Raw genomic sequence first — 20,675 nt, 5'->3', positions numbered from 1 at the left:
AGGGTCTCATGAAAGCAGATTTTGGGAAAAGTTTCCTGTTGCATGGAGTCAAGGAACGTGATATAGTGAAACTACGAAAAGAACATACGTTCTCTTAGGAGGTGTAGGGGATGACGATTTTACATGTGGATGCCAATTCAGCATATCTCAGCTGGAGCGCTGTGAAACTTTTGGAGCAGGGATACGGACAGGATATCAGACAGATTCCTTCTGTCATCGCAGGAGACCCGAAAGATCGTCACGGCATTATTTTAGCGAAGTCTATGGCAGCGAAAAAATACCAGATTAAAACTGGCGAGAGCCTTTTTGAGGCGTTCCGCAAATGTCCGAATCTGCAGGTATTTCCTCCGGACTATGACCTTTATCTGGCGTGCAGTGAGGCCATGTACAGTATTTTGCAGGAATATTCACCAGTGATACAGCGTTTCAGCGTAGATGAGTGCTTTGTGGAACTGGACAGGGGCAATCGGAATTGTGCACAAGCGATAGAGACCGCTTTTAGCATAAGGGATCGGATTCGAAAAGAATTGGGATTCACCGTCAATGTCGGAGTGGGTACTAATAAATTACTGGCGAAGATGGCAGGGGAATTAGAGAAGCCAGACAAGGTGCACACGCTTTTAAATCGCAAAGAAATTGAAGAGAAGTTATGGCCTCTTCCTGTAGGTGAACTGTTTATGGTGGGCAGAGCATCCGTGCGGAAACTCAGAAAGATTAATATCAATACGATAGGGGACCTGGCACATAGCGATAAGGCACTTTTGCGCAGCCTTTTGAAAAGCCATGGACAGCTGATCTGGGAATACGCCAATGGAATTGATCATGATAGAGTAGTGCCCAATGATCAGGTTTTGCAGAAAGGTCTCAGCAACAGCATGACACTGCCCTATGATGTGACGGATAAAGAGGAGGCGCAGCACTATATTCTGGCACTGACCGACAGAGTAACAAGCAGGCTGCGAAGGCATCGGTGCAAGGCGTCGCTGATCGGGATCAGCGTTAAGACTAATGGGTTTATTCGTTATAGCCATCAGATGCAGCTGTCTTTTTTTCTGGACGACACCACTGGCATTTACGATTACTTGTGTCAGCTGTTTTCTGCGTGCTGGAAAGGAGAGCCTATTCGCCAGATAGGTATTCATTTGTCTGCTTTTGTTCGCAAAGATGAGTACCAGCTGTCTATCTATGATTTGCAGCGAATTGTAGAAGATGAAAACTTAAATACAGTGGTGGATCAGATTAGAGATCGATTTGGGCAAACAGCCATTTATCGAGGGACTTTTGTCAATACGGATATGAAGCCTTTGGAAGGCGGCGTCAATGATGGAAATTATGTGATGATGGGAGGATATAAGCTATGAAGATCGTGGCAAAACCTATAGACGTAGTTGCAGTCTTTGCAGGCCATAAGAAGCCGGTTCCATACAAATTCAAGTATTATGAGGATTCCGGCGAGCGAATCGCAGTGTCTGTGGATCGGATTCAGTGTGTGGAGGAAAGCAGGCTGGCAGGGATTCATGCTTTTATTTACACCTGTCAGTCAGAAATCTGCGGAATCGAAAAAATTTATCAGCTGAAATATATTATTGAACAATGCAGGTGGGAACTCTATAAAGTATGACGACAGAAATTTAATGGGAAAAGTCGGCAATAAAAGCGAAAAATCTGTTCACCCTTAGGGAAAGATATGTTATAATGATTCCATAATCTCAAAGCGGCGTTGCCGCAAGGAAGGAATCATTGAAGCATGACTAACGATTTTATTCTTAAAGGAGTCGTCATGCTATAATAACCTCACAGCGCAAACAAAATCGAAGATTTTGGCGCTTGAGAGAACATTGAAGCATGACTTGCGATTCTATTTTTAGAGGAGTCGTCATGTTAGAATAACCTCACAGAGCAAACAAATCAAAGGAGCATAGAATGGAACCAAAATATAAACGTGTTCTTCTGAAGATTAGTGGAGAAGCGCTTGCCGGCAGTGACAAATTCGGAATCAATGAGGCGATGACGCAGAAAGTCGCAAGACAAGTCAAGGAAATCCATGATCTCGGCGTGGAAGTTGCCATCGTTGTGGGCGGAGGCAATTTCTGGAGAGGAAGAACCAGCAAAGATATGGATCGTGCAACAGCAGATTATATGGGTATGCTGGCGACGGTAATGAACTCTTTAGCACTGCAGGATGCACTTCTTGCAGTAGGCGTCAAGGCTAAGGTGCAGACTGCAATTGAGATGAGAGAGATTGCTGAACCATATGCCAGAAGAAAAGCAATCAGTCAGCTGGAACACAAGGATATTGTTATTTTCGGTGCAGGAACAGGAAACCCGTTCTTTTCCACCGATACAGCCGCAGCTCTTCGAGCTGTGGAAATAGATGCGGATGTAATTTTACTGGCAAAGAATGTGGACGCAGTGTATTCGGACGATCCGAACACCAATCCGGATGCGGTTAAATACGATGAACTGACCCACATGGAAGTTTTGGAGAAGGACCTGAAAGTCATGGATTTGACAGCCGCAACTTTGTGCAAAGACAATCACATTGCCATTCATGTGTTCGGCATTTCTGAAGAGGGAAATGTCCTGCGCGCAGTTTATGGCGAAAAAATCGGCACGATTATCAAATAGGAGGAACCAAATGAGTAAAAGTTTAGAAGAAAGAATTGCAAAGAGTATTGCAGTTCTAAAAGAGGATTTGAACACAGTCAGAGCAGGCAGAGCAAACCCTGCATTATTAGATAAGGTATCAGTGGATTATTACGGAAGCCCGACACCGCTTAAGAATCTTTCCAATATCTCTGTACCGGATCCAAGAACCCTGATGATTGCACCTTTTGATCCAAAGTCCATCGGTGACATTGAAAAGGCAATCAATATGGCAGAAATCGGTATTACGCCGTCTAACGATGGAAAATGTATCAGACTGACCATTCCGCAGCTGACAGAAGAAAGAAGAAAAGAACTGACTAAGACTACCAAGAAAATGGGAGAAGATGCTAAAGTTGCAGTTAGAAATCTGAGAAGAGAAGCTAACGACAGCCTGAAGAAACAGCAAAAAGACGGAGAACTGACAGAGGACGATCTGAAGAAAGAACTGGACATTGTGCAGAAGACCATCGAAAAGGCTGTAAAAGACATCGATGAGGTTGTGGCAGCAAAGGACAAAGAAATTTTAGAGATCTAAAATATGAAAGAGATTTTATAAAATGCGGGGCTGTTTCATACATTGAGATAGCCCCCAAGTTATGAGGGAAACATGATAGATCAGAACAGAATTCCGGCTCACGTTGCTATCATTATGGATGGAAACGGCAGATGGGCAAAGAAGAAAGGGCTGCCTCGTTTGGCAGGACACAACGCAGGCATGCTGGCAATGAAAGAAATTGTCAAAGCATCTTCTGTACTGGGAGTAAAATATTTGACGGTTTATGCTTTTTCCACAGAAAACTGGAAGCGCTCTAAAGAAGAAGTGGGTGGTATTTTCAAACTTCTAGTTAAATACGTGGACAGTGAACTTTCCGAACTTCACGAAAATAATGTGAAAGTCAAGGTTTTGGGAGACTACAGTGTTATTCCGAAAATTGCAGTAGAAAGACTTGAAAAATCACTGGAGACGACGGCAAACAATACAGGTCTTCAGTTTAATATAGCCCTCAACTATGGAAGCAGGGCAGAAATTGTCAGAGCGGTAAGACGTATTTATGAGGACATACGCAAAGGCGCTTTAGACGAAGAAACAGAAATTACAGAGGAACTAATCAGCAGATATCTTTATACCGGTGACGAAAACGGCAATATCCCTGATCCGGATTTGATTATAAGGACTAGCGGAGAAGAGAGGCTTTCCAATTTCATGCTGTGGCAAAGCGCCTACAGCGAATTTGCCTTTACCGATGTATTCTGGCCGGATTTTTCGCCAGCAGAATACGAGAGGCTTATCGAAGCATACCAGAATCGCGATAGGAGATTCGGAGGAAGGAAGTAAGTATTTATGAAGACAAGAGTGATTTCAGGGCTCTGTATGGTGCCACTTTTAGCTGTAGTATATTTGGGGGGCTATTGGCTTGCTGCCGCATGTATTCTGGTGGGCTTGATTGGTGTCAGAGAGTTTTTTAACGGTTTTAAAGCCATGGATATTCATCCCTCAGAAAAAATTGCTTACTGTGCGATGGTGGTGCTGTATCTGATTCATGGACTGACACCCGAGCCGCAAATGTATTTGACCGGCTGGCTGGCAGCGTGCATTATGGCAAGTTCCATTTATATCTTTAAGATCGATCAGCGGAAAATTGAAGATGGAATGGCAACTATGCTGGGGATTATCTACGTAGTATTTTTCTCTTATCATGTGGTACTGGTAGATAGTAGCGGCGAATATTCCATCTTGATTTGGCTGGTACTTTTATCAGCTTTTTGTACGGATATCTTCGCCTATTTCAGCGGATATCTCTTCGGTAAGCATAAACTCTGTCCGGTGCTGAGTCCGAAAAAAACCATCGAGGGTGCAATCGGAGGAACCTTGGGCAGTGTAATCTGCTGCGGTCTATTCGGTTATTTTGTCATACCGAGAATCTGGCTTCACTGTCTTGTAATCGGCTTGATCGGAGCAGTACTGTCACAGTGCGGCGATTTAACAGCCTCAGCATATAAGAGAAAAATGGGGATCAAGGATTATGGGAATCTAATTCCGGGACACGGTGGTATTATGGATCGCTTCGACAGCGTGCTATTCACCGCACCGGTGGTTTACTACTACATTCAATTTATCCTTTTAGGCTAAATGAAATGCAGGGTTTTTAACCTTTTTAGGGGAGTTATAGTATAGATGAAAAAAGTTACAATTTTGGGAAGTACCGGTTCTATCGGCACGCAGGCGCTGGATGTCATCGAAAGGAACCGGGAACAATTTCAAATAGAAACATTAGCCTGCGGTCAGAATACAGAGCTTCTTGAACAGCAGATTCAAAAGTTTTCGCCCAAACAGGCGGTCACTGAGTTAGAAGAAGATGCATGTCGCTTGGCGAAAGCCTATCCAAAGGTGGACTTTCTTTGGGGAGAAAAGGGATTGCTGGCTGCAGCGGAGGACGACAGCCAGATTCTCCTAAATTCTCTGGTGGGGATTCGCGGTCTGGTACCTACTTATCACGCCATTCAATCAGGCAAGGAAATCGCCCTTGCCAATAAAGAAACTCTGGTTGCAGGCGGTGAACTGATAATGAAAGCAGTACAGGAAAAAGGCGCTAGAATGCTTCCTGTAGACAGCGAACACAGCGCAATTTTTCAGTGTTTACAGGGCAACCAGGGAAAGAAAATCAGAAAGATTCTGCTGACTGCCTCAGGCGGACCTTTTCGCGGCTTTAGCCGTCAGCAATTGGCAGATGTTACACTAGCGCAGGCGCTTCATCATCCCAAGTGGAGTATGGGGAAAAAGATTACCATAGATTCTGCAACCATGATGAACAAAGGGCTTGAGGTCATCGAGGCAAAATGGCTCTTTGATGTGCCGCTTTCTGATATTCAGATTCTGGTTCATCCCCAGAGCATTATGCATTCGGCGGTAGAGTTTGAAGATGGTTCTGTCATTGCCCAGATGGGCTCTGCCGATATGAGGATTCCTATCAGCGTGGCGCTGGGATATCCGCAGAGGATTCCTGATGCGGGTAAACGCATTAACTTTTTCGAAGAAGGCGCAAGCCTTTCCTTTGAAGAGCCAGATACAGAAGTGTTTGGCTGTATTAATCTGGCTTATGAAACATCAAAAGCAGGCGGCAGCTATCCAGTAGTACTCAATGCTGCCAACGAGGTTATGGTGGACAGGTTCCTGAAAGGACAGATTGCCTTTTTGGACATCGAAAAAAACATACAAAAAATACTAGATGATCACACGCCTACATATAATTTAGGGTTAAATGAGATTATAAATATTGATAAAGAAATTCGTAAAGAGGTTTTGTGATGACAGTGATTTATGCAGTGATATTGTTTGTTATGTTGATTTTCCCACACGAGCTGGGGCATTTTACTGTGGCGAAAGCAGTAGGTGTAAGAGTCAACGAGTTTGCATTTGGTATGGGACCTGCGATTTTTCAGCGGCAAAAGGGTGAGACGCTTTATTCTATCAGACTGATTCCTATCGGCGGATACTGCGCGATGGAAGGTGAGAATGAGGAATCTGAAAGCAGCAGAGCGTTTAACAACAAGCCGGTCTGGGCAAAGATTTCGGTACTCCTTGCAGGCTCTGCTATGAATGTGCTTATTGCAATTCTGGCAATGACTCTTGTGATGGGATATATTGGAACAGCAACTACTACTATCGATGAAGTTCAAACAGGTACGCCTGCCTATGAAGCAGGTCTTCTTTCCGAAGACAAGGTTTTATCGGTAAACGGTACGCCTATTGAAAAATGGAATGACATTGCTGCAGCAATCGGCAGCGGTGAAGACAGGCTTTCCATCACGGTGGAGCGGAATGGAGAAGAAGAGACTTTTGAGATGACACCGGAGAAAACGGAAGATGGCAGGTATATCATTGGCGTTACTTCCAAGGTGAGTCATAATGCGTTGACTGCGGTATCAAACGGTGCAAAGGGAACCTGGAGTATGACAAAGGGGATGTTCTCGGCGCTGGCACAGCTGGTTTCCGGTGAAGTTTCTACAGACGAACTGTCAGGTCCAGTGGGTATTGTTTCCCTTGTCAGTGAGACAAAGAATTACGGCATGATTTATTTCGGGTATTTGGTAGCTTTGATCAGCCTGAACTTAGCACTGATGAATATGCTGCCGCTTCCAGCGCTGGACGGCGGAAGAATTATCTTCGTCATCATTCGAAAGATTACTGGAAAGATGATTAGCGACAATTTAGAAGGAAAAATTCACGGCGCAGGGATGATCCTGCTCTTCGGTTTTATGATATTCGTTACGTGGAATGACATTACGAGGTTATTTACATCATGAGAAAAAGCGTTTATTGCGGAAATATAAAAATTGGCGGCGGAGCACCGATTTCCATTCAATCCATGACCAATGTGGATTCTAGAGACGAAAGGGGATTGCTTGCGCAGATTGACAGATTGACAGCTGCAGGCTGTGAAATCGTCAGAATCGCTGTGCCCGATATGGAAGCGGCAGAGGTCTTTGGACGGGTGAAAAAACAGGTGTCCGTGCCTCTGGTTGCAGACATTCATTTCGACTATCGTCTTGCCATTGCGGCAATCGAGCAAGGCGCTGACAAGATCAGAATTAATCCCGGAAATATCGGAAGTACCGAAAGAGTTCGGGCGGTCGTAACAGCAGCAAAAGAGCGGAACGTGCCAATCAGAATCGGTGTTAATTCCGGTTCCCTTGAAAAAGATATTTTGGAGAAAAACGGCGGCGTTACGGCAGAAGGTCTGTGCGAAAGCGTCCTCAGAAATGCTGCGCTCATTGAAGATATGGGATATGACAATTTAGTGCTTTCCTTAAAATCATCTGATGTTCGGATGAACTACGAAGCGCATAAACTAGTCTTTGAGAAAACCGAGCATCCCATTCATATTGGCATTACCGAGGCAGGCACACTGAAGCGCGGCAAGGTAAAATCGGCAGTGGGGATCGGTGCGCTGCTGCTTGCTGGTATCGGTGATACGATGCGGGTTTCTTTGACAGCAGATCCTGTAGAAGAGGTAGTTTATGCCCGGGAAATATTGGAAAGCATTGGCATCAGAACGCCGCAGATTGATCTGATTTCCTGTCCGACCTGCGGCAGAACCAGAGTCGACCTGCAGAGCCTTGCGGCACAGGTAGAAGAACGCCTTAGTGAAATTGCTGTTTCGCGTCCACTGAAGGTTGCTGTCATGGGCTGCGTCGTCAACGGTCCGGGTGAAGCCAGAGAGGCGGATTTCGGGGCGTGCGGCGGCGATGGAAAAGGTGTCATTTTTGCAAAAGGACAGGTTATTAAAACCGTAAATGAATGCGACATTGTAGATGCATTAATTGACATGATAAAGAAAAAAGCGAGTGTATAAATGAGAGCATTAATTGAACAGAACATAGATTGGGATGTCCTTTCGGGACATGACAAAAGCCAGTATACATACGAAATTACAGAAGCAGTCATCGAAAGTGAGACCGGAGTTTTAACCATTAGCCTCCGGCTCAATTTTATTATGCCCTGCCTTTCCATGGCGAAGCTTAAAGGCGTGATTCTGCATGAGATTGAAGCGCTGAAAGATGTTAAATTCAAGTATAATTACGAGAATGTGATTCTTTCTGAGGAGGAAATTATTCCGCTGTTCATTCCTCATATGATAGAAATTATCAACGGGAAATATGCGGCGATTACCAAATCTATCGAAAGCAGCAAGTTTATCTGTGAAGGAGAAAAACTGCAGATCTATGCGCTGGGCAGACTGGCAACTGAGCAGCTCAATGAAAAGGTTGCTTACCAGTTTAAGCAGCTTCTTGCTGAACACTTTGGAATTCACAAAGATGTGACCTTTGTCAACGATGAAGACAGTTACATGAAGGCTGCAGAAAGTTGGATCGAATCGGAGGAATCTGACATTAAAGCGTCCCTTGAAGAAGCAAAAAAAGCAGCGCAGATGCATAAAAGTGAGAGCGCAAAGCCTGCGGCAGGTGGTGGCTTTGGCGGTAATAATGGAAATGGCGGAGGCAATAGTGGCTTTGGCGGTCAGAACGGCGGGTTTAAACGCCGCGAGAAGGAAACACCGGCAGAAGGAAACCGGATTATGGGAAAAGATATTTTTGGTGAAGCAATTCCTATGTCCGGACTAGAGGCAGATACAGGTACAGTTATTTTAGAAGGAATCCTTTTCAAAAAAGACGCTAGACCAATCAGAAATGAGAAGAAACTGGTAACACTGTTAATCACTGATAAGAAGACTTCTGTTTGTCTGAAGACTTTCTGCTCTAATAATAAGTGGGAAGAGATTGACAGCCTTTTGAAAAGCGGAGACTTTATTAAAGTCCGCGGTGAGACTGAATGGGATCGCTACGATAACTGCCTGACTGTAATGATTAAGGATATCAATAAGGGTAAGGTGAAAAAACGAAAGGATACTTACGAAGGCGGAAAGCGAGTGGAACTTCATGCGCATACTAAGATGAGCGCTATGGACGGATTAAACGAAGTAGCAAATCTTGTTAAAACTGCTGCTGCGTGGGGACAGCCGGCTGTGGCCATTACAGACCACGGTGTAGTGCAGAGCTTTCCAGATGCCGCAAAGACTGCAAAGAAGCTGGCAGGCGATAAAGAAAACCCTGTCGACATCAAGATTATCTACGGTATGGAGGGTTACGTCTTTGACGACAGAGACTGCCATAACGAGGACGGTTCTATTGATTATAAAAAGAATCCGACTAACCATATCATTCTGCTTGCGAAAACCCAGGAGGGCCTGAAAAATATTTACAAGTTGGTCTCTTATTCTCATCTGGAATATTTTTATAAAAGACCCAGACTTCCTAAATCAGTTATCGCAGAGCACAGAGAAGGACTTATCATCGGTTCTGCCTGCGAAGCCGGGGAGGTGTATCGTGCTATAGCAGGCGGTAAGAGCCAGGAAGAAATTGAAGAAATTGCAAGCTTTTACGATTATCTGGAAATTCAGCCGCTGATTAACAATCAGTTTATGATTGAACAGGGAATGGTTTCCGGTCAGGAAGAGCTGCGTGAACATAACAGGCAGATTGTGGCTTTGGGAGAAAAGATGGGAAAGCCGGTAGTTGCAACCACCGACGCCCACTACGATGAACCGGAGTCCGCCATCTACAGAAATATACTCCTTGCCGGCATGGGCTTTAAGGATGCTGAAAACGGGCAGGGTCTTTACATGAGAACCACCGATGAGATGATGGAAGAATTCCGTTATCTTGGTGAAGAGACGGCATACAAAGTCGTCATCGAAAATACCAATCTCATCGCAGACATGATTGACGGCAGCATTCTGCCAGTACCAAAGGGAAAATTCCCTCCGAAGATTGCCGGTGCGGAAGAAACTTTGCGGGAAACCTGCATGCAGAAGGCACACAGCATTTACGGCGAGAATATGGATACAATCATTGCTGAACGTTTGGAAAAAGAACTTTCATCTATTATTGATAACGGCTATGCGGTCATGTATGTATCGGCGCAGATGCTGGTGCACAAGTCCATGGAGGATGGTTATCTGGTCGGATCTCGAGGTTCCGTAGGGTCTTCCTTTGCGGCGACTATGGCGGGAATTACTGAGGTAAATCCTCTGGATCCTCACTATATCTGCCCGAACTGTAAGAAATTGATTTGGGGCGATATGCAGCTTTATGATTGCGGTATCGATATGCCGGAAATGGACTGCCCGGAATGCGGCACACCGATGAACAGGGACGGCTATACAATTCCATTTGCAACTTTCCTTGGATTTAACGGCGACAAAGAGCCGGATATCGACCTTAATTTTGCAGGGGAATATCAGGCGACAGCACATAAATACGTAGGTGAAATCTTTGGTGAGAAGAACGTGTTTAAGGCAGGCACTGTAGGTACTGTTGCAGAAAAAACTGCCTACGGCTATGTGATGAAATTTGCCGATCAATTTCATCGGCAGATTAATAAATTCGAGGCGGACAGGCTGACTCAGGGCTGTACTGGTGTAAAGCGAACCACTGGTCAGCATCCGGGCGGTATTATTATCGTGCCGGACGACCACGAAATTTACGAGTTCTGTCCGGTGCAGCATCCGGCAAACGATGTGAAGAGTGACATCATTACTACGCATTTTGATTATCATAAGATTGACGAGAACCTGCTGAAGCTGGATATTCTGGGGCATAATATTCCATCCATGATTCGTCAGCTGCAGGATATGACCGGAATTGACCCGATGAAAGCAGACCTTACAGATAGAAAGGTTTTATCCATTTTTAACGGCATCGAGGCGCTTAACATCAAGAATCCGGACTACAAATACACCCATGGATCCTATGCGATTCCGGAATTTGGTACTGCCTTTGTACGGCAGATGCTGGATGACACTAAGCCGGATAAGTTTGCGGATCTGGTGCGTATTTCTGGATTCTCTCACGGTACGGATGTATGGCTCAACAACGCACAGGATTATATCAGAAGCGGCACGGCAACCATGAGAGAAGTTATCTCTACTCGTGACGACATCATGAACTATCTGATTCTGAAAGGTATAGAGAATAAGACCTCCTTCCAGATTATGGAGGACGTTCGTAAAAACAGACCTCTGAAAGAAGAACAGCTGGCGGTGATGAAGGAGCATGGTGTGCCGGACTGGTATATCGATTCCTGTATTAAAATCCAGTACATGTTTCCGCGTGCCCATGCGGTAGCCTATGTTATGATGTCCTTCCGTATGGCGTGGTACAAGGTTTACTATCCGGTGGAATTCTATGCGACCCACTTTACCAGTACGGTGGCAAACTTTGACGCAGATACTATCATGAAAGGGCCACAGGCTATTTTAGACAGAATTGAGATGATTGAAGCCATGGGAAACAACGCTACTGCCAAAGAGCAGGCGGATGTTCTGGTGCTGGAAGTTGCCTATGAGATGTATTCCAGAGGCTACGAGTTTGCGCCTGCACGCCTTGGAAAATCCCATGCATTGAAGTTCTGGTCCGACGAAGGAAAGGTGCTGCTGCCCTTTGTGGCGCTGGAAGGCGTGGGGGATACTGCGGCGAAAGCTTTTGCTGATGCCTATGCCGAAAAGCCGTTTGACACCATTGAGGAAGCGGTGAATCGTTCTAAACTGAACAAAACGGCGGTGGAAGCGCTGCGTACTCATGGCGTGTTTGAAGGACTGCCGGAAACAGATCAGTTGTCACTGTTTTAAGAATTACTAAAGAATTTTCAGAAAAGCAAAAAAACACTTGCAAACAAAACCATAAATATATATAATACAAATATAACCAGAAAGCCACACCTAGACAATGTGGCTTTTTGCTTATATAGATATCGAAAAAGAAAGGAAGAGAAAGCAATGAATCAAAGAAAAACATGTAACCCAATTCAGAAAACCATTGCCATCCTACTAAGTGTTTGCCTCGTTGTAAGCGCTATTCCGGCAGCAACCTTCGCAGATGACAGCGATCAGCAGAAGGAAAGAGCTGGCACAAGCGCAAACACAGGCAGCGAAGCAATCACCTATCTGAATCCAGAAGACGTGACAGAAGACGAAGCAATCCTTTCAGAAAGCGGAGAAGACTACACCACCTTTGACCTGGGAGGAAAGAAGCGGTACAGTATCTTCTTCACAGAAAATGTGCGATTCAAAGATGAAAATGGAGAGTTGACAGACTATGACCCTGCATATATAGAGCTTGACAGTGCTTTCCTAGCGCAGAGCGAAGAGAAGCAGGACAGAAGCGGCTACCTATATAGAAATACTGCAGGAGATTCCTATCAGTACATACCTGAAGCGTTGTCGGAAGAGACGCCGGTTCTGCTGGAAAAAGACGACTACCAGATTACCATCGCACCGACCGAAAAAACATATAAAGATTTTTTCGGAAAAAAGGTAAAAGTAAAGAAAGAAAAAGAAAAGACTGAAGATGCCTATGGTAATGTGAAGAAAAAGAACGTCAAGGCCACCTACAAAGACGAGACAGCCCTTGCCTACGTAGAATATATCTCCCTAAACACCGGCATTAAAGAAAATATCGTGCTGACCAAAAGACCAGCAAAAAACGAACTGCAGTTTGAAATCAGCGCGCCGGGACTTGTGGCAGAAGTATCAGAAGCTGATGGAAGCATTGGTTTTTATGATAAGAAGAGCAAGGAACTGGTTAACCAGATACTGCCTCCAAACATGAACGATGCGACAGGCGAAGCCTACAGCGAGGATTTAGCATATACCATCGAGGAAAAAGAGGACGAAACGGATACATATATCCTGACTCTAACCATCGACAAGAAATATTTGAAAGCAAAAGAACGTGAGTATCCGGTTACCATCGACCCGACTAACACCTGGGCGAATACCAGCAGCGGGGAAAGTTTGTGGGATGCTTATGTTTACAGCGGCAGTGCCTCCACTAATTACTATACCACAGCAAGACAGAGTATGCCTGTAGGCAAAGGCTCCGGCGGTACTTACAGAACCTATATCAACTTCTTAAGCCTGAAAAGTGTCATCAATGGCACCCTTGTAGACAGCGCAGAACTTTCCGTATATGAAAATGCAGACAGTTACAGCGGCAGAACGATTGAAGCATATAAGGTTACCAGCAGTTGGGACAAAAAGACCATCACATGGAATAAACAGCCGACCGTGGGCGCAACCAGAACCTCCAGTATGACAACATCTGGTGTAGATAAAAGAGCGGGACGTTTTAATCTGACCCTCTTTGCGAGAAATATTTCTACTGGTTCGAGCAATTACGGCATTATGTTACGAAATGCGCAGGAAAGCAGCACTGCATATGCGGAATTTTACGGCAGCAGATACACAAGTACCACCTATCGTCCAAAACTTTCCGTTACGTATTTTGGAGATGGTGACGGCGTTATGGATACTTGGAACTTATTAAATGATTCCTATGAAGCAGGAGAGAAAATAAATATCATATACCAAACTCCTCTATCGGGCGCTATTACAAGTATCCAGTATCGTCTTGTCAATACAGAAACAGGACAGGCGGTCAATCCGGCAGGTGCCTTTGAAACCATTGAAACAAGCCAGTCCGGCAGAAAATTTACGATGGATATACCGATTCCTGATGACATTGAAAGCGGTACATACCGTCTTGAGTTTAGAATGGACTACTACAATGGATCGAGCACAATCCATACACGAGGGCCTGTACAGATTAACGGCATACAGGATGAAGAGGCTCCAACGGTCGAATCCGCGTATATTGTAGAAAGTGTATCACCAAGCATTTCCGGATGGAGGACCAACCCGCAGCCGATGGTGCAGCTGACAGGAATCAAAGACGATATTACCACAGAATTTAAAGAAGAAAACATCACCTATGTCCTTGACTGGCCGGGCACCAATCCTGTACCAGAGCGATACAAGACGCCTGAAAGTCTGTATCTTTCCAAGTCGGGAGGCGCATACATGGCAACTTTCTATATCGAAGAAAGCCTTGTGATACAGGGAAGATATGCTATTTATGTAAAGGTTACCGACGAGGCAGGTAATGCATGCATCAGCGAGATTCCTTACTGGTTTGACAATGAGCCGCCGACAGGACGCATTTCAGCAAAAAATCAAGGTGAAATTACAGAGACAAATGAGCTTTCCGGTATTTCGTACATTACCGGAACTCCAGACCTGGATACCGGAAGCCCGGTTGTCAGCAATATCATGAGCCTGCATCAAAAGGGAGAGAATGGCGCAGCTGGTGAAAAAGTCTGCGATATCTATGACAACGCTTCAGGCTCTACCTCCGGTGCAAATTCTAAAGCCTTTGATACAAGAAAAATAGCAAACGGTACCTATGTGCTGAAGATGAACCTAACCGATGCGGCAGGAAACAGAAAGACCATCACCAAAGAAATTACGATAGCTAACCGCATTGCAAAGCCGCAGCTTACTGCTGCCACCTCAAAGGGCGGAGAAACGATAGTGCAGTTTAACATGCCATCTTCTGTCAAAGCGATTACCGGTCTGCAGTACAAAGTAGAAGAAAAAGATGCGGACTGGACCGATATTACCGGCATTACGACACTTTCCGGCACTTTTACCGCAGTGCTTCCGGATAAAGAAGGTACATATATACTCAGCGTGCGGGCAATTGATCAGGACGGTCTGCCGGGCGAAGAGAGAACCATCAATATCAGAGTGGACAAGACTCTTCCTACAGCAGAGATTGCAGAGGCAGATCAGGGTATCATCAGAGGCAGCGCTGCAGATGAAGAATTTTCCGGCTGGAAAATATATATCAAAGAAAAATCAGCGGCAGATGAAAGCTACAGAGAGGTGCTTTCTGGTGATACAGAAAAGGAAGATGCGCTTTTCGGCGACATAGGTCTGTATAACGAAAACTATGCAGCCGGCTGGTATACCATCAAACTGGAAGTAATGGACATTGCAGGTAACGTGAAAACTGTAACCTGTGATATATATAAGGACGAGAATTGTCCAGCGCCAACAATTGTAGATCCGGCTTTTCGTATCGAAAGACCGGACGATCAAAGCTATGACAGTCCGCAGATTATATTTGGCACAGATGCAGCATATATGCAGCTGACTGCAGGCTTTTTCAGAAGCTTTACCCTTTCTAGCGCCGACTGGTACATTGAGAATCAGAAAGCAGAAGAAAACAGCCAGACCAGTAGTCTAAAAACAGAAGACGGTAAGGGAAAATATGAGGAAGGAAGACCATACTGTGTCGCTGCTGTAACCCATGGACTTTTCGGCGGCGCAGCTTATAGTAGCACGCTCATAGAAAATGCACGAGCAGAGAAAATTTCCTTTAATGAAAAGGGCGAAGGGCTTGTTACCATGGAAAATATGGTCAGCTTTACCTTAAGGGAATCTGAGGAAGACTGTACTTACTATGCAAAGACGACGGGAGATTTTGTAGAGATTAAAGCAGGGGAAACTGTGGAGATTCTATCTCTGTCAGACGGCTCTCTTACAAGCGAAAGTCTGACCATCAAGGCGGTCAAAGAAAACGGCATGCCATCAGAAGTTATGCTTACCCTTGACAGGGTGGAGACGGAAACCTTTGTCATAGACGGAATGGAAAACTACCGTCCAAAAGGTCTTTCTGCCAAGGATAAGATCAATTATAAGACTTATTTGAAGTGGAAGATTCCGGAAAGTTTGCCGGAGGATATCAGCTACGAAATTTATCGCAGTACAGAAAAGGGCTTTGATCCTTTGCTGCAGGAGCCTTTGGCGGAAGTAAATGCAGGCTGCTTTGTTGAGCCTAACGCAGACTACGAGACCAGATTTTACTACCGGGTTCGTGCTGTTAAAAGAGATAATAAGGGAGCGGTCATCAGCTATAGTGCTTTTTCTGACGAAGCAGAAAGTACTGTGGTTGATGAGAATGAGTTCATCAAACGCCTTGGATATAAAGAATATTGGAACTATGCAGATTTTCAGCTGCCTTCCGGCAGCGGCGCTATCGAAAAGAGTCAGGGGAACTTCTTCTATGAGCAGACCGACTTGACCTTGCCGAATGAACAGCTTCCTGTGGAACTTACGCGCACCTACAACAGTATGGCATCTTCAAAATCAGCTTTTGGTATCGGCTGGAACCATAATTATGATATTGAGCTTCTTTCGACAGATTACAGCGATAAACTGGAAACAGGGCAAAGGCTTGTGATGAAGGATAGTTCCGGCACGTTATTCTTCTTTACAAAGGAGCCTAACGCAAGCGGCGAGTATATTTCATCCATGGGAAAATACCTGACACTTCGCAAGCTTTCCGGCGAGGAAGGAAAGATTACCATAAAGCTTCCGGATAAGAGTACTGGGTCACAGGATGGCAAAGTAGAAAAGACGATAGAAGCAGCTTACCTTGTAGAAACTAAGGAGAATCTCAGCTACTATTTTAGTGCATCCGGGCAGCTTGTATATATGGAAGAGCCGAATGGAAATTTCCTTCTCTTTACCTATGATCTTTATACAGGGCTTGTCAAAAGCGTCATGACAAGCAATAATCTGGAAATGACTTTTGTATATAACGATAAGGCTGGCACTGACCCTGCAACAGTCAAGAAAGTCATCATGCCTGACGGAAGCGGCATGTCATACACTTATGCGGATGGACGTCTTGCAAAGGCGACAAGGCTGGGAACAGGCGGAGAAACCGGCGCAAGCTTTACCTATGGGTATGACGGAAATGGAAACTTAAAAATCATGACAGACGCTGCAGGAAATGTCTATCAGATAGAGGCAGACAGAGATGGCAGCGTAAAGGAAGCAGTCTATCCAGACGGAGAAAGTCTTTTGTTTACTCGCAGTAAAGGCGCAGAAGGCATGGAACAGACTGTAACTGCCGTGAAAAAAGATGGCTTTACATTGAGCGAAGAAACTGCTGCCTTTGACGTGGCATCGGGAAACTGTCTGGAGGTAGTCGACGGAAATGGTCTCGTCACTGCATATTCCTATCGCGATGAAATGCTGGCAAAGACCACAGAGCAGGTTACTTATGAGGTAATTGGTGAAGAAACAGGTCTTGTAACAGAGCAGATTGACACTTATGTGACGACTACAGAATACGATGATACCTTAAATGTGACAGAAGAAGCCACAGAAATCAGTCAGTGGGAGGAACTGGTTGAGTATGAATACGACAATACTGGAGAATTTGACGAAGATTTTCCAAGCCGTGAAATCACAAGGCGAGGCAGTACTGTCACAGGCGATTTCACCTATCTCTATGACATCTTTGGAAATCTGACTTCACAGTTTGACAATATTACAGGAGTCCGTACAGACTATGACTACTATACAGAAGAAGACGGAGATATTGATGATTTCCTTTATGGAGAAATCGAATCTGAGACAGAAAGCATCAACGGTGTTGTGACCAGTACTGTGACTTATTCATACACCTATGACAGTGCGGGTAATAAGACGGAGACTACTACGGAAACTGTAGGCGATACCGTTACAGTGACCGTTACGAAATATGACCTGATGGGCAGAGAGCTGGAAAGCACCGTTACTGTTTGCGGCGTATTGAAGTCTATGGGCTTTTATACCTATGACAGTTTTGGCAGAGTGACAAGGGCTACAGAGCAGGAAGGCAGCCGTATCACCACGGTTGTAACCAGCTATACAGCAAACGATGCGGTAAGCAGCCAGACGACTACTACAACAGAGAATGGAAAGTCACAGACAGAGAGCGTAAGCTATACCTATGACAATATGAATCGCGTTGCAAACACTGTGACAACCACTGGAGGCAAGCAGAGAAGTGAGTCTACGTCTATCCATTATGGCTCCATTGATAAAAACGCAGCCCTTGGGGATACAGAGAAAGTTTATGCTAAGATTACGACTACAGTTTCTGGAAGTCAGGTGAGCAAAACTTTTACAGACGGAAGTGGTAATGTCCTTCGTCAGGATAGCCAAGGTATTTCCACCTACTACACCTACGATAAGTCAGGAAATTGCCTGAGTCAGGTCACTTTAGGGGAAGGGCAGACCATGGCGGATACTGCCATCACTGCGTATCTCTATGATGCCAGGGGCAATCAGATACGAACCATTCGTGATGCAGACTACGACAGAGAAGCGAAGGGATGCAGACCTGGAGAATTCTCAATTCAAAGTAAGACGTTTTATAACGATCAGAATCAGGCAGTAAGAGTCGACCATAGTTCCTTTTTTAATTCAGACACGATGGCTTATGACATAGAGGGCAGACTGACGGAGTTTGTACAGGATGCGAACGTATCTGCCGTGAAAACCTCAGTTAGCTATGCAGACCCAACAGAGGGAAATGAAGCCTCTTCGGTTACGATTACCATGGCAAACGGTACGAAGAGCAGAACTGTTACAAATCTTTCCGGGCAGGTTATCAGCGAATCCACCATCGGAAATGCCGCTGATGGAGAAATTACGAAGACCTATGGATATGCTGAGGATGGAACCCTTTCCAAAGAGACGGATGCTGCAGGAAACTACAGGACTTACGAGTATGACAGTCTGGACAGGGAAATTGCAATCAATTATTTTGATGCAGCAGGTGCGCAGACACTGCGGACAGAGTTTTCTTATGATACTGGCGGTAACGTATCAGAGATGAAGGATTATGCTTTTGAGAGCGGAAGCAAAACCCTTTACAGATGGACGGAAACAAGGTATGATGAAAGTGGAAACCTGATCAGCGAGGCGGAGGTTTCTTGTGAGGGTGCACAGCCAAGTGAAGGACAGCTTGAAGCAAGGAGGATTACTTATGCTTATGACAATGATGACCGCCTTGTACGGGTAAGCTATCCGTCCGGATTTGACAGTCAGGTAGAGGCACTGGAATATGCCTATGATGATTACGGCAGACTCTCTGAGATTACGGCGGTTACGAGCACAGGCCGCGCAGTGCTTCGTGAGTACACATACAACGTCCGTGGGCAGATTGAAACGATTAAGGACAACAGAGAGGCTCTCGGTGGCACCGGCTATGCATTGAAGACTTATGGGTATGATAAGCTGGATCGAAATACATCTATCACAGTAACAGACAGTGAACGGGATGGAGAGGCTGAAAAATATACTTATACCTATAATTATGATGACCAGATTATAGAAGAGGTAAGGAAAAATTTCTATCCTCAGGAAACGGAAAATCAGGTAAGCGAGTCCCGGTATTATCAGTATGATAATTTAGGCAGAATAATATTGGGCGCCGGCAAGCAATACACCTATGATGAAATTGGAAACTGCTTGACGGTGAAGGATTTCAGAACTGGCAAGGTGGAGACGACGAATACGTACAACAGCTTGAATCAGCTGGTTGCAAGTGACGGCACTGCTTACCTTTATGACGCCAACGGTAATCAGATTCGGCAGGTCAGCGGGGATACTGTTCGAGATTTTATCTATGATGCAGATAACAGGCTAGATACGGTGACCTATACAGAAAATGGCGCGGAAGTTTTCCGGCAGGAGAATCTGTATAACGGGCAGGGGCAGCGTATTGCCAAGTATGAGCAGGTACAGGGCAAGGCTTCCGAAGAGACGCACTATGCTTATGGATGCGGCAGTGTGGTCTTTACCGATGGCAGTGCAGGGAAGAAGTCTTTGAATCTTCTAGGTGATGCTGGAAATATCATTGCTGCTGAGCGGGATGCTGAAACTGGTAAGGATTATTACTTCTACAACAAGGATATCCGAAGCAGCACCACGAGCGTTTTGGACAGCAGCGGAAACTGTGCAAACTCTTATGAATACAGTGATTTTGGCGAGACGACTGTCCACGGGGATTTGTATAACGAAATCTGCTATACCGGAGGAATTTATGATGCGAACACGGGGCTTTATTACCTGAATGCCAGGTATTATGACCCGGCGGATAAAAGGTTTTTGACGGAGGATACGTACAGGGGTAGTGAGAATGACCCGAATACCTTGCATCTGTATGCGTACTGTGCGAATAACCCGGTGAATTATGTCGATCCGAGTGGGCATTTCTGGGAAACAGTAATTGATGTAGCAAGCATCGGGTGGAGTGCTGCAAGTTTTTTGGAGGCACCTTCATGGAAAGCTGCAGGATATCTATTATGGGATATTGGAGCTACATTTATTCCTTTTGTTCCAGGCTCTTATGTAAAAAAAGGCATTCAGGCTACAGGGAAATTAAAGAAATTAAAAATAGTAGTACCAACTACTATCAAGGAGTTAAAAAAAGGTAAGCATTTGATTACAGGAACATATAGATCCTTAAATAAGATGCTTAAAGGACAAAAGAAAGGAAGAATTGAAATCCATCATATAATTGAAAAAAGATATCGACGATACTTTGATATTCATGAAAAAGACTTTGCTTGTGTAGTGTTAGATAAAGAATTACATAAAAAGATATCAAAACGCTATAAAAAGGTCATTGCAAATGTAGGCGGTCCTAATTCAAATATGACGCAGAAAAAAATGAAACAAATAATACGGTATGTGTATAGTGATATGCCAGAGTTAAGACAACTTGCAATGAATCAAATTGAAAAACATTGGAAATAGTCCAACTTAAGTTAATTGTTTTATCAT

11 protein-coding genes are annotated in these 20,675 nt (G+C 44.8%); all 11 read left to right on the top strand.

Annotation, left to right across the window (positions count from 1 at the left end; translation table 11 throughout):
• Positions 1-110 precede the first annotated feature (110 nt).
• The 11 genes from NFR88_RS13030 (at position 111) to NFR88_RS12980 (ending at position 20,648) form a co-directional block, all read left to right on the top strand.
• The gene (locus NFR88_RS13030; protein ID WP_160200788.1) at positions 111-1,361 is read left to right on the top strand and encodes a DNA polymerase Y family protein; all 1,251 of its coding nucleotides are present in this window, start codon (positions 111-113) and stop codon (positions 1,359-1,361) included.
• A complete protein-coding gene (locus NFR88_RS13025; RefSeq protein ID WP_160200789.1) occupies positions 1,358-1,621 on the top strand; it encodes a hypothetical protein in 264 nt (87 codons plus the stop codon). The genes NFR88_RS13030 and NFR88_RS13025 overlap by 4 nt, the downstream gene beginning before the upstream one ends.
• 302 nt (positions 1,622-1,923) lie before the next feature.
• Positions 1,924-2,628, top strand: a complete 705-nt coding sequence (gene pyrH / locus NFR88_RS13020; protein WP_161907596.1) for a UMP kinase — start codon at positions 1,924-1,926, stop codon at positions 2,626-2,628.
• A 10-nt stretch (positions 2,629-2,638) separates the two neighbouring features.
• On the top strand, positions 2,639-3,184 hold the full coding sequence (gene frr, locus NFR88_RS13015; protein ID WP_160200791.1) for a ribosome recycling factor: 546 nt from the start codon (positions 2,639-2,641) through the stop codon (positions 3,182-3,184).
• A 72-nt stretch (positions 3,185-3,256) separates the two neighbouring features.
• The gene (locus NFR88_RS13010; protein WP_161907595.1) at positions 3,257-3,985 is read left to right on the top strand and encodes an isoprenyl transferase; all 729 of its coding nucleotides are present in this window, start codon (positions 3,257-3,259) and stop codon (positions 3,983-3,985) included.
• A 6-nt stretch (positions 3,986-3,991) separates the two neighbouring features.
• Entirely contained in the window at positions 3,992-4,780 is a 789-nt protein-coding gene (locus NFR88_RS13005) for a phosphatidate cytidylyltransferase (protein WP_251616552.1), read from the top strand.
• A 45-nt stretch (positions 4,781-4,825) separates the two neighbouring features.
• Entirely contained in the window at positions 4,826-5,956 is a 1,131-nt protein-coding gene (locus NFR88_RS13000) for a 1-deoxy-D-xylulose-5-phosphate reductoisomerase (RefSeq protein ID WP_251616549.1), read from the top strand.
• Positions 5,956-6,954, top strand: a complete 999-nt coding sequence (gene rseP, locus NFR88_RS12995) for an RIP metalloprotease RseP (protein WP_251616546.1) — start codon at positions 5,956-5,958, stop codon at positions 6,952-6,954. The genes NFR88_RS13000 and rseP overlap by 1 nt, the downstream gene beginning before the upstream one ends.
• The gene (gene ispG / locus NFR88_RS12990; protein ID WP_161907591.1) at positions 6,951-8,003 is read left to right on the top strand and encodes a flavodoxin-dependent (E)-4-hydroxy-3-methylbut-2-enyl-diphosphate synthase; all 1,053 of its coding nucleotides are present in this window, start codon (positions 6,951-6,953) and stop codon (positions 8,001-8,003) included. The genes rseP and ispG overlap by 4 nt, the downstream gene beginning before the upstream one ends.
• Positions 8,004-11,837, top strand: a complete 3,834-nt coding sequence (locus NFR88_RS12985) for a PolC-type DNA polymerase III (protein ID WP_251616543.1) — start codon at positions 8,004-8,006, stop codon at positions 11,835-11,837.
• A 147-nt stretch (positions 11,838-11,984) separates the two neighbouring features.
• The gene (locus NFR88_RS12980; protein ID WP_251616539.1) at positions 11,985-20,648 is read left to right on the top strand and encodes a DNRLRE domain-containing protein; all 8,664 of its coding nucleotides are present in this window, start codon (positions 11,985-11,987) and stop codon (positions 20,646-20,648) included.
• Positions 20,649-20,675 lie beyond the last annotated feature (27 nt).

The organism is Senimuribacter intestinalis, from assembly GCF_943192965.1.
Classification (GTDB): domain Bacteria; phylum Bacillota; class Clostridia; order Peptostreptococcales; family Anaerovoracaceae; genus Senimuribacter; species Senimuribacter intestinalis.
Note: the sequence above shows the minus strand (reverse complement) of the source record. Positions and strands in the feature narration are given on the sequence as shown.

What these genes read in the sequence shown, in the direction of transcription:
- NFR88_RS12985 (WP_251616543.1), top strand. Translation starts at nt 8,004, where the DNA reads ATGAGAGCATTAATTGAACAGAACATAGATTGGGATGTCCTTTCGGGA.
- NFR88_RS13030 (WP_160200788.1), top strand. Translation starts at nt 111, where the DNA reads ATGACGATTTTACATGTGGATGCCAATTCAGCATATCTCAGCTGGAGC.
- frr (WP_160200791.1), top strand. Translation starts at nt 2,639, where the DNA reads ATGAGTAAAAGTTTAGAAGAAAGAATTGCAAAGAGTATTGCAGTTCTA.
- ispG (WP_161907591.1), top strand. Translation starts at nt 6,951, where the DNA reads ATGAGAAAAAGCGTTTATTGCGGAAATATAAAAATTGGCGGCGGAGCA.
- NFR88_RS13000 (WP_251616549.1), top strand. Translation starts at nt 4,826, where the DNA reads ATGAAAAAAGTTACAATTTTGGGAAGTACCGGTTCTATCGGCACGCAG.
- NFR88_RS13010 (WP_161907595.1), top strand. Translation starts at nt 3,257, where the DNA reads ATGATAGATCAGAACAGAATTCCGGCTCACGTTGCTATCATTATGGAT.
- pyrH (WP_161907596.1), top strand. Translation starts at nt 1,924, where the DNA reads ATGGAACCAAAATATAAACGTGTTCTTCTGAAGATTAGTGGAGAAGCG.
- rseP (WP_251616546.1), top strand. Translation starts at nt 5,956, where the DNA reads ATGACAGTGATTTATGCAGTGATATTGTTTGTTATGTTGATTTTCCCA.
- NFR88_RS12980 (WP_251616539.1), top strand. Translation starts at nt 11,985, where the DNA reads ATGAATCAAAGAAAAACATGTAACCCAATTCAGAAAACCATTGCCATC.
- NFR88_RS13025 (WP_160200789.1), top strand. Translation starts at nt 1,358, where the DNA reads ATGAAGATCGTGGCAAAACCTATAGACGTAGTTGCAGTCTTTGCAGGC.
- NFR88_RS13005 (WP_251616552.1), top strand. Translation starts at nt 3,992, where the DNA reads ATGAAGACAAGAGTGATTTCAGGGCTCTGTATGGTGCCACTTTTAGCT.